General features: G+C 44.8%; 7 protein-coding genes. All 7 read left to right on the plus strand.

The features are described from left to right. A partial coding sequence (locus PR799_RS13365) for an Ig-like domain-containing protein (protein ID WP_272522384.1) occupies window positions 1–2,252 on the plus strand: 2,252 nt, incomplete at its 5' end. 82 nt (window positions 2,253–2,334) lie between these two features. Further along, window positions 2,335–3,594: a TolC family protein gene (locus PR799_RS13370; protein WP_272522385.1), complete on the plus strand. Its 1,260-nt coding sequence runs from the start codon at window positions 2,335–2,337 to the stop codon at window positions 3,592–3,594. 3 nt (window positions 3,595–3,597) lie between these two features. Next, window positions 3,598–5,814, plus strand: a complete 2,217-nt coding sequence (locus PR799_RS13375) for a type I secretion system permease/ATPase (RefSeq protein WP_272522387.1) — start codon at window positions 3,598–3,600, stop codon at window positions 5,812–5,814. Between the two features lies 1 nt (window position 5,815). Then, complete coding sequence (locus tag PR799_RS13380) at window positions 5,816–7,051, plus strand: HlyD family efflux transporter periplasmic adaptor subunit (RefSeq protein ID WP_272522388.1); 1,236 nt, start codon at window positions 5,816–5,818, stop codon at window positions 7,049–7,051. A 482-nt stretch (window positions 7,052–7,533) separates the two neighbouring features. Beyond that, complete coding sequence (tkt, locus tag PR799_RS13385) at window positions 7,534–9,528, plus strand: transketolase (protein WP_154604462.1); 1,995 nt, start codon at window positions 7,534–7,536, stop codon at window positions 9,526–9,528. A gap of 337 nt (window positions 9,529–9,865) precedes the next feature. Continuing rightward, window positions 9,866–10,885: an erythrose-4-phosphate dehydrogenase gene (gene epd, locus PR799_RS13390; RefSeq protein ID WP_272522390.1), complete on the plus strand. Its 1,020-nt coding sequence runs from the start codon at window positions 9,866–9,868 to the stop codon at window positions 10,883–10,885. 103 nt (window positions 10,886–10,988) lie between these two features. Then, entirely contained in the window at window positions 10,989–12,152 is a 1,164-nt protein-coding gene (gene pgk / locus PR799_RS13395; protein WP_272522392.1) for a phosphoglycerate kinase, read from the plus strand. Window positions 12,153–12,164: the final 12 nt, after the last annotated feature.

Genomic DNA, 12,164 nt, shown 5'->3' on the forward strand with positions numbered 1-12,164 from the left:
CTATCGTCGACGGCAAATTGGTGTATACCCCAAATGCTGGCGAAGTGGGCACGGATACCATCACGTACCAAGTGTTCGACAAGAACGGTAATGTCTCCAACGAAGCGACGGTGACTATTGAAATCGATGCGGCGCCAGTGGTAACGAATGACAGCGGTATTACCTTAAAAGATACGCCAGTAACGGTCGATCTGAGTGACAACATCAGTGATTTAGATGGTGACGTTGACTTGTCCACATTAAAAATCGTCACTGATGGTGAAAAAGGCAGCGCCACAATTGATGCAAACGGAAAGCTGATTTATACGCCAAAACCGGGTGTAACAGGCACGGATACCATCACTTACCAAGTGTTTGATAAGAATGGTAACGTTTCAAATACAGCAACAGTCACTATCTCTATTAAAGAGCAAGGATCTGAAGCTGTTGATGTTTACGAAAAAGGCTTAAGAACGGATGGTACTGCGAGCGATTCTCAAATCCTTGCTGATGGAAAAGTTATTCTCGCAAACCCAGAAGATAAGCCAGTTGCTGAGCAAGATATTCAGATCACTAAGCCAACAACGGAATTAACCTCCGGTGGTAAGCCTATCACTTGGGAAAGTACCGATAATGGTTTTGTAGGTAAAGACGCTGACGGTAAAGAAGTGATTACGCTGACAGCCAATAGCACAACCGATAATGGTCAAACGACAGTTGACTACAAAGTTGAGCTCAAAGGCCTTGTCGATCACCCAGCAGGCAAAGACTCTCTGAATATTGAGTTTGGTGTGAAAAATGGCACCGATGAAGTAAAAACAGAAATCGTGGTACATGATGATAAGCCAAGCGCTGCGGATGTTGAGTTGTCAGTAGAACCACCGGCTGAAAATACCTTTTATGCTAACTTGATTATCTCGTTAGATTTGTCCAGTAGCATGGGTAGAGATGACAGTGGTATTCAAGGCGGTAATACAGCATCAGGAATGAAAACGCGATATGACGCTGCGTTAGATTCAATTGACAGCGTGTTAAGTAGCTATGAAGAGCGTCTAAACAGCGCTGATGCAGGAGAAGTGCGTGTTAGCATTAATGGTTTTGCTAAGCAAGCATCTGCAATTGGTGGAGCTGCGGGCTACCCAATGGATCAACCATATTGGTGTACCATTTCTGAAGCGAAACAAATTATTGAAGGTTTACGTGGTGCTCAAACGTTACGCCCAGACTGGAATGTTATCGGTGTAGATACTAACTATGATGCGGCATTGCAGCAGGTAATCAGTATTTTCCAAAAAACATCCAGTAGTGGCATGGAACCGATTGATGCGAAAGATATTAATGGGAAACTAGATAACACATTGTTTGTCATTACTGATGGTATTCCGAACTTCGGTAACCAAAGCAATAGCCAGGATCCTGTAGCAGGAAATGGTATCGCACCAACATCGCCAAATGGTTTTATCCCAGGAAGCCCAAATACTGATATTGGTGAAGATAGCTGGAAGGCCTTCTTAACGGAAAAAGGTATTCGTTCTGTGGCGATTGGTATTGGTCAAGATATGCTCAATAGCGTAGGTGGCAAAACAGGTGAAGAGTTTATCAAACCTATCGCTTTTGATGGCCAAAAAGGCGAAAACAACGACGCTAACGATGTCATCGTTCTGAAAGATATGAGCTCTTTAGGCAACATCCTGGGCAAATATGTTCCTAACGAAAACACTATCGAAAGTAGCTTCTCAAAAGCGAATGATGGCAAGGAAACTCTGAGCTTCGGCGCAGATGGCATGAAATCCATCAGCATTGAAGTGGATGGTCACACGTACAAATACGATCCAAAAACCAAGGGAATAACGTCGGATAACCTTGATAAGAGTATGTGGGTTGATTTTGGTCAGGGCGAGTTAGCCGTTAAAACAGATGCGGGCGGTTTACTCTCTATCTCTTTAGGCGAGAAAAACTTTGGTCACTTAACCTATCGTCCGGGGGCAACACGCCCAACAGGAATGGAAAAAGAGACCTTTACGCTGACGTTAACCGATAACGACGGTACCAACGGTAAGTCATCAATTACAGTGGATATCAGTAAGTTAAAAGAGTCTGGCAACACCGGCTTAAATGATACTGATTTAACAGCGCTGAAATTGTTCTCACCAGAAAGTGCAATGGAATTACATGGAGTAGACACCGATGTCAATGCAACATCAAGTCACTCTACTGGTTTCATGAATTCATCGTTAGATGCATTACAAGAAACTCAGAACGCCATTATTTAAGGCTAATGATTGAGGGTTACCATGGGTAGCCCTCAATCTTTTATTTCGCCAACACCCGTTTTATTTACTTTGTGCCAACTTTATGAAATCTCTAATTAATAGCATCTTAGCGTTATTCTTCGTGAAGATGCTTTCCCTTTCTGCTGTGGCAGATGTGGTTGAATTAAAAAACCTATTAAAAGATTCACTCGATAATGCCCCAGAAGTCCAAGAGGCTTATGCCAATTATCAAGCGGCACAAAGCAACGTCAGTGCAGCGGAAGCGGGGCATTACCCTGTCATCAGTTTAATGGGAACCCAGCCTCTTGCGCAGCAACACAAATACGAAAGTAACGCGATGGAATCAGGGTTTCACCTCGGTACCAAAGCGACTATGAACATTTATGCTTGGGGGGGAATTGAAGCGGGTGTTGACCGCGAACAGTCCAAGCAAAGTTACTATGAAAACCAATATATTCTTTCTCAAGAAGATATCAGCGTGCGCATCAGCCAGCTTTATTTGCAGGTTTTGCGTCACAAAGAAACTCTTGATGTGATTGATGAAAACCTTGTTCGTCATCACCAAATTGAAAAGCAACTGACCACGATTGTTCAATATGATTCCGGTCGAATGAGCGAATTAACGCAAGTCAAAGCGCGTACTTTAAAGGTGGAAATGAGCCGCGCCGAAACAGAGAGAAACCTGAATTTAGCCCTGAGCCAATTATCGATTTTGACTCAGCGCCAGCTAACCGTTGACCAATTTGTTGACCCATTCAGAGCGACAACCAGTGGTGCGATTCTAGCTAAATTTCAAGAAGATAATCTAGAAAATAATCCAAGCTATAAAGCCCAAGTCGCTGATGCCCAAAGCCTTGATGCTGAAGTCAAAGTCGCCAGCGCCATGAGAAAGCCAGCACTGAATTTAGAAGTTAATGCGACGCCAGATAATAGCGAAGTTTTCTTACGTGTTTCTTGGAATATTTTCGACCAAGCCAGCTATTACAGCCAAGCACAGAAAGAGTACGCCCTGTCCGCAGCCAATGAGCGTATTAAAAAGACATTCCGTGAAATCAAAGAGATGAGCCAATCTGCGGCGATCAATATGGCGCAAAGTGAAAAGCAAGGAAACATTGCGAAAGCCTATATTGCCGAGCAAAAAGTGGTGATCAGCAACTATGAAAAACAGTTCACTATTAACCGCCGCACCTTGATTGATTTGCTCGATGCTTATAACGAGCTGGCGAGCATTCAAACCAGTGCAGTTATCTTACAAAACGACTTCCGTGACGCGACACTTAATTACCTCAGTGTGCAGGCAAAAATGTCTGCATGGATGAACCAAGAATTGGCTTCCAGATAAATTATGAACATTATTAATAACCTATCATTAGTTACCAAGCGTTTGGGTTATACCCTTTCACCGGAAATTTTATTAGCACAAACCAAGCGTACTGAGTCGAAGTCTTTCGATTATGCCTCGTTAGTGAATGTGTTGAATTCCCACCAATTTGATAACCAGATCATTGAAATCGATCTGCATAAGATCCCAGCGATTGCGGCGCCGTTTCTGGCGCTATTGGCAAATAATGAATCAGTGGTGATCAGCAAAATTGAAGATGGTGAAAATGGGCGTCACTTTGAGATCTTAACGGAAGAAGGCTTACGTCAAACATTAAGCGTACAAGATCTGGCAGTGAATTACAGCGGCTACAGCTGGTTTATTAAACGTAATATTCGCTCAGAAACCCGTTCGGAAATCGATAAATACGAAACCAACGGTTTCTGGAAAGTGATTTGGCGTTATAAAAAATATTACTACCAAGTGATCATTGCATCGTTTGTGATCAACTTATTAGCCTTAATCAGTTCCCTGTATGTGATGAACGTGTATGACCGCGTGATCCCAAACCAAGCTTACGAAACCTTATGGGTACTGACCATCGGTGTTGTGCTGGCAATCAGTTTTGAGTTTCTCGCTAAGATGTTGCGATCTTACTTACTCGATATCGCAGGGAAAAAAGCGGACATCGTGATCAGCGCCATGCTATTCCATCGCGTGATGGGAATTCGCCTTGATAAGCGCCCAGCCTCATCAGGATCGTATGCCAACAATTTACGTGACTTCGAATCCATTCGTGAATTTATGACCAGCGCGAGCCTACTAGCCCTCGTCGATCTGCCGTTTATTTTGCTGTTTATCGGCGTGATCAGCATGATCGGTGGTTACTTAGCATTGGTGCCACTGACCATTATCCCGATTGTGGTGATCGCGGGTCTTTTGATCCAAAAACCGCTGGCAAAAGGGATCAACGCATCAATGAAAGAGACGTCTCAACGCCAAGGTTTAGCGGTGGAATCCATTGAAGGGATTGAAACCTTAAAGCTGAACAATGCGGTGAACTGGGCGCAACAGCGCTGGGAAATGCTCACAGAAAAAACCGCATTTTCATCCATTGCGGTGCGCAATCTTACCAACTTTATGGTCAACTTCAGTGCGGCGATGCAGCAGCTGAATACCGTCGGTTTAGTGTGTTTAGGGACTTATTTGATCCACGCGAACGATGTGAACTCGCGTATTACGATGGGGGCGCTGATCGCCAGTGTAATCTTATCTGGTCGAGCATTAGCGCCACTGGGGCAAATTGCGGGTCTGGCAACACGTTTCCAATCAGCGCGTATGGCATTAGCCGGCGTACGCAATATCTTTAGCCGTCCTATCGAACGCGAAGATCATAAGAAATACATTTCGCCGACTTCCGTTAATGGCGCATTACGACTGGCCAATGTGACCTATCAATATAATAAAGATGGGCAGCCAGCATTAAACAACATTAATTTGGAGATCAAAGCGGGAGAGAAAGTTGCGATCCTCGGCAAAATTGGTGGCGGGAAAAGTACACTATTGAAATTACTCACCGGGCTATATGAACAGCAGCAAGGGAATATCAGCTTAGATGAGCTCGATATTCGTCAAATTGACCCGATTTTCCTCAGAAGCAAAGTCGGCATGTTGACACAAAAGCCACGTTTATTCTTCGGAACTCTGCGTGAAAACTTGGATTTGGCGCGTCTTGACGGCTATTCCAGCGATGACGATTTAGTGCGTGCACTCAAGCGCTTCCAGCTCGATAAAATCATTCGTCAGCATCCAGCAGGTTTAGATATGCCGCTAGGGGAAGATGGTTTAGGGCTTTCAGGCGGACAAAAACAGATGGTGGCACTGGCGCAGTTAACCCTGCATAACCCAAATGTGGTGTTGCTGGATGAGCCAACCACGGGCATTGATGTGGATACCGAAAAACGGGTGCTTGATGCGCTAGAAGCGTGGACGAAAGACAAAACGCTGATCGTCGTCACCCATAAATTGCCAATTTTACGTTTAGTTGACCGCATTATCGTGATGGACGAAGGCAAAATCTTAATTGATGGTCCGAAACAAAAAGTCTTAAAAGCGTTAGGACAAACGGAGCAAGCCACTGGCACGGTCACGACAGATAAACCCGCTCCACAACCTGCGCCACAAGTGCGAGTCGTTTCACAGGTTAGACACGTAATTAATAAAGAAGAAGGGGCGATTTAAAATGGATCAATATGGTAAAGCGCCAAAAGAGCATCGCACTTTTTCCAGCGATTTTTCTCACGATTTAGAATCGGTAATGAGAAAAGAGCGCAGTAACTTACTGTTTTTGCCTATTATCTTTCTGGCGCTATTACTGACAATTTTTGTGGTCTGGGCCTATAACAGTAACTTAGAAGAGATCATTCGTGGGCAGGGAACTATTATCCCAAGCAGTCGCGAGCAAGTTATTCAAAGTATCGATCCTGGCAATATCCAAGAGATGTACGTCAAAGAGGGGGATATTGTTGAAAAAGGACAAATTTTACTGAAACTGGATGATGCGCGCAGTATGGCATTATTACGTGAAAGCCAAGCGCGAGTGCAAAACCTTGAAGCCATTTCAGCGCGTTTGCAGGGCGAATCTCGCAACGAAGCTCCTGATTTTTCAAAGATAGCCGACCAAGAATTAGTGGCGCGTGAAATCAACGCCTACAACGCGAAAAAAACGCAGCGTGACCAAGCTATTGCAGGTTTACGCCAAAGCAAAGGGTTATTAGACAGAGAAATCGCTATCACTAAACCATTGGCGAAAGAAGGGTTAGTTTCCAATGTGGAAATCCTGCGAATGGAAAGGCAATCTGTTGAATTAGCAACGCAAATTAACGAACGCATGAATAACTACCTTGCGGAAGCGAACGCCGAATTAGTGAAAGTGGAATCGGAACTGGATCAAGCGGAAGAGACCATGAGCATGCGCGAAGACCCTGTTACACGCTCGGAGATCCGCGCACCCGTTCACGGCATCGTAAAAAACATTAAGATCAATACCATCGGTGGCGTGGTGAATACAGGGCAAGACATCCTTGAGATCATTCCCCTCGATGATAAATTGATGGTGGAAGCTTATATTCGTCCGCAAGATGTGGCTTTCTTAAGACCGGGAATGCCAGTGGTGGTGAAAGTAACTGCTTATGATTACGCTATTTATGGTGGCTTAAATGGGGTGGTAAAGTTAATCAGCCCTGACACGCTGAGTAATGATAATCGCCGTAGTGAATTGAAGCTTAATCCGGATGAGACGTTCTACCGAATTCTTGTCGAAACGGATACCAATTATTTATTAGATAAAAATAACCATAAAATGGAAATCATTCCGGGTATGGTGGCATCGGTGGATATCAAAACGGGCGAAAAAAGCGTCTTTGATTACCTGATTAAGCCTATCACGCGGATGAAACAGGCGATGACAGAGCGTTAATCGCTATAAAAGAAAACAAAAAGAAAGCAATGTGAAAACAAGGGCGCAAAGATGAGCGCCCTTGTTGTTTTGTGCGGGTTTTCCAGTAAAAAATTTGCCAAATATCACTAATATTGCGGCTAATTACTCAAGAAGCATAAATCACCTTGATCCTAAGTGGTGAACTCAGGTTTAATACGGTCAGGCAATTGCGCAAAACGAAGAACTCAAAGGGATATTTTGCGCAATGGAAAGGATTCAGCTTGACGGTTGCGATAAAGATCCGCAGTCTGCTGTCATATTGTTTCAAATAATTGCTGTATGGATGAAATTGCGCTAGTTTCGTAGGGTCTCATCGCCAAACTTCAAGTTGTGGGTAGGTCTAATAAGCTTTTATGCACCTGCGGCTCGAATTATTGAGGCTAACTCTATAAACCGCAATGATTCCCTATTGCGTTGTGAATATTGGTTTAAGTACGTTCTATCCTACTTGGAGTATACTAATGACGACTCGTAAAACCCTTGCTAATGCTATCCGCTTTCTAAGTATGGATGCGGTTCAAAAAGCAAAATCAGGGCACCCTGGCGCACCAATGGGCATGGCTGATATTGCTGAAGTTCTTTGGCGCAACCATATGAATCATAACCCAGCAGATCCACATTGGGCTAACCGCGACCGCTTCGTACTGTCTAACGGTCACGGTTCAATGCTGATTTACAGCTTGCTGCACCTGACCGGTTATGACTTATCTATTGATGAGTTAAAGAACTTCCGTCAATTACATTCTAAAACCCCGGGTCACCCAGAATATGGTTATACGCCAGGCGTTGAAACCACTACCGGTCCTTTAGGTCAAGGTATTGCAAACGCAGTGGGTTTTGCGATTGCAGAACGTACTTTAGCGGCACAATTCAACCGCCCAGGTCATGACGTTGTCGACCACCACACCTATGTGTTCATGGGTGACGGCTGTATGATGGAAGGTATCTCCCACGAAGTGTGTTCATTAGCGGGTACCCTGAAATTAAATAAACTGGTCGCATTCTACGATGACAACGGCATCTCTATCGATGGTGAAGTTGAAGGCTGGTTTACTGATGATACCGCCGCTCGTTTCGAAGCTTACGGCTGGCACGTTATCCGTGACATCGATGGTCACGATGCAGACCAAATCAACGCTGCAGTGAACGAAGCACACAAACAATCAGATAAACCAACACTGATTATGTGCAAAACCGTTATCGGTTTTGGTTCACCAAACAAAGCAGGCACCGAAGCGGTTCACGGCGCACCTTTAGGTGATGCAGAAATCGCAGCAACTCGTGAAGCACTGGGCTGGAAATTCGGTCCATTCGAAATCCCAGCGGATATCTACCAAGCTTGGGATGCGCGCGAAGCTGGTAAAGAAAAACAGCATTCTTGGAATGAAAAATTTGCGGCATACGCAAAAGCACACCCAGAATTAGCGAAAGAATTCGAACGTCGTATGGCGGGTGAACTGCCAGCGAACTTTGATGCAGAAGCGAAAAAATTCGTTGAAAATCTGCAACAAAACCCTGCGAATATCGCAAGCCGTAAAGCATCTCAAAACGCGTTAGAAGCATTCGGTAAAGTATTACCAGAATTCATGGGCGGTTCTGCGGACTTAGCGCCAAGTAACTTAACCATGTGGTCTGGCTCTAAACCTCTGAACGAAGACAAAGCGGGTAACTACATCCATTACGGTGTTCGTGAATTCGGTATGTCCGCAATCATGAACGGTATCGCTCTTCACGGTGGTTTCATCCCTTACGGCGCAACATTCTTAATGTTCGTTGAATACGCACGTAACGCAGTACGTATGGCAGCGCTGATGAAAATTCGCAGCATCTTCGTTTATACCCATGACTCTATCGGTCTGGGTGAAGATGGCCCAACGCACCAACCAGTAGAACAACTGGCAAGCCTGCGTGTGACTCCAAACATGAGCACATGGCGTCCATGTGACCAAGTGGAATCTGCAGTTGCATGGAAATATGCCATTGAGCGTAAAGATGGCCCAAGCGCACTGATTTTCTCTCGTCAAAACCTGGAACAGCAACCTCGTACCGCTGAGCAATTAGCAAATATCGAGAAAGGGGCTTATATCCTGAAAGATTGCGCAGGTACGCCTGAGCTGATCTTTATTGCAACCGGTTCTGAAGTTGAATTAGCAGTGAAAGCGGCTGAGCAACTGACTGCGGAAGGTCGTAAAGTTCGCGTGGTTTCTATGCCTTCTACCGATGCATTCGACAAGCAAGATGCGGCTTACCGTGAAGCCGTTCTGCCTGCAAACGTAACTGCTCGTGTGGCTATCGAAGCGGGTATCGCTGATTACTGGTTCAAATACACTGGCCTGAATGGCGCTATCATCGGTATGCACTCATTCGGTGAATCAGCACCAGCGGATCAGCTGTACAAAGAGTTCGGTATTACGGTTGAAAACGCCGTTAAAGCTGCGAAATCTCTGCTGAAATAATTCATTTGATTGCTTGAGGTGTGTTCCGAATAACCGGCTGCGCCTCTGAAAATAAAGTGAATTAATCTAATTTACGCCTCAATATCAAGTTTGGTATTGGGGCGTTGTTTTTTTGTGCACCGTTTCTTGTTTTTCTATTGCGTTCTCTAAATATATCCCTTAATCTAAAACTCAATAAGCTGAACCGTTTCAGTTGAATTTGAAATAATGTAAATAAATTTTAAAAATGTCGAGTGAAGCACACTTTTGATGTTTGACAGTTAAAATGAGCAGTAGAGTTGGTGGTAGTCAGTTATCCTTAGCAACCGTGTGATTTTGCTCAGATACAAGGTGTAGAATGGCAATCAGGGTAGCAATAAACGGCTTCGGTCGAATTGGTCGAAGTGTTCTCAGAGCGTTATATGAATCAGGTCGCCGGGCAGAAATTGTCGTTGTTGCGGTCAATGAATTAGCGGAGCCGGAAGGTATCGCTCATTTGCTGAAGTATGATTCAAGTCACGGACGCTTTGCATGGGATGTCCGCCTCAATGGCGATCTGCTACAAGTTGGGGATGACAATATGCGTCTTTTCCATCAAGCGGATATCAGCAAGCTACCTTGGAAAGAGTTAGGTGTGGATGTGGTGTTAGATTGCACGGGCGTTTACGGCTCTCGCGAAGATGGGTTAAAGCATCTGCAAGCCGGCGCGAAAAAAGTGCTCTTTTCCCATCCGGGAACCGATGATCTCGATGCGACCATTGTGTATGGCGTTAACCATGACAGCCTACAAAGAAGCGATAGTATCGTTTCCAATGCATCTTGTACCACCAACTGTATTATTCCAGTCATCAAAGTGTTGGATGATGCATTTGGTATTGAGTCGGGCACAGTCACCACCATTCATGCATCCATGAATGATCAACCTGTGATTGACGCCTACCATAAAGATTTACGCAGAACGCGGGCAGCGAGCCAATCGATTATTCCTGTCGATACTAAATTGGCAGCGGGGATCACACGAATTTTTCCAAAATTCCAAGGCAGCTTCGAAGCAATTTCTGTACGCGTTCCAACCACCAATGTTACTGCCATTGACTTAAGCGTCACTGTCGATGCGGATGTTTGTGTTGATAAAGTCAACAAGCTATTACAGAGCGCCGCGCACGGGCATTTTCGTGGTATAGTAGACTATACTGAACTACCGTTAGTCTCGATGGATTTTAATCATGATCCGCACAGCGCGATTATTGATGGCACGCAAACACGAGTTAGCGGCAAGAACTTAATCAAAACCCTGGTTTGGTGTGATAACGAATGGGGGTTTGCTAACCGGATGCTAGATACAACCCTAGCGATGGCAGCAACAGGTTTAAACTAATTGGCGTCTGACAGACAGCGGGGCACAATAGACAAATACGCTATTGACCACCTTGCACAGTCGCTAATGAAAACTTTATAGAGAATCAACAAGAGGATTCACCATGTCTGTAATTAAGATGACCGATTTGGACTTAGCGGGTAAACGCGTTTTCATTCGTTCGGACCTAAACGTTCCTGTTAAAGACGGTAAAGTTACTTCAGATGCACGTATCCGTGCTTCATTACCAACAATTGAATTAGCACTGAAACAAGGTGCTAAAGTCATGGTTACTTCCCACCTCGGTCGTCCGACGGAAGGTGAGTACAATGAAGAATTTTCACTGCAACCTGTTGTTGACTATCTGGCAGAAAAATTAGACAACCCAGTTCGTTTAGTTAAAGACTACCTGAACGGTGTTGATATCGCCGCTGGCGAATTAGTCGTTTTAGAAAACGTGCGCTTTAACAAAGGCGAGAAAAAAGACGACGAAACGCTGTCTAAACAGTATGCAGCACTGTGTGATGTCTACGTTATGGATGCATTCGGTACGGCTCACCGTGCTCAAGCGTCAACGCACGGCGTTGCTAAATTCTCGCCAGTTGCGTGTGCAGGCCCTCTGTTAAGCAACGAACTAGAAGCATTAGGCAAAGCGTTAGGTAACCCAGCGCGTCCAATGGTGGCTATCGTTGGTGGTTCTAAAGTTTCCACCAAACTGACCGTATTAGATTCCCTGTCTAAAATCGCTGACCAACTGATTGTGGGTGGCGGTATCGCGAATACTTTCATCGCAGCAGAAGGCAACAATGTGGGTCGTTCACTGTATGAAGCGGACTTGATCCCAGAAGCGAAAAAATTACTGGCTAACTGCCAAATCCCAGTGCCAACCGATGTTCGCGTGGCTACCGAGTTCTCAGAAACGGCTGAAGCAACACTGAAAGCAAGTAACGCTATCAAAGATGATGAGCAAATTCTGGACTTAGGTGATGAATCCGCAGAACGTCTGGCTGAAATTCTGAAAAATGCGAAAACCATTCTTTGGAACGGCCCTGTGGGCGTATTCGAATTCCCTAACTTCCGTAAGGGAACTGAAATCGTTGCTCGTGCTATTGCAGACAGCGACGCTTTCTCAATCGCTGGTGGTGGTGACACCCTAGCGGCGATCGATTTATTCGGTATCGCTGATAAGATTTCATACATTTCTACCGGTGGCGGTGCTTTCCTTGAATTTGTTGAAGGTAAAAAGCTCTCAGCCGTTGTGATGCTAGAAGAACGTGCTAAAGCGTAATTAATTTGTTCA

It is taken from the genome of Providencia sp. PROV202 (genome assembly GCF_028479565.1).
In the GTDB taxonomy this organism is placed as follows: domain Bacteria; phylum Pseudomonadota; class Gammaproteobacteria; order Enterobacterales; family Enterobacteriaceae; genus Providencia; species Providencia zhijiangensis.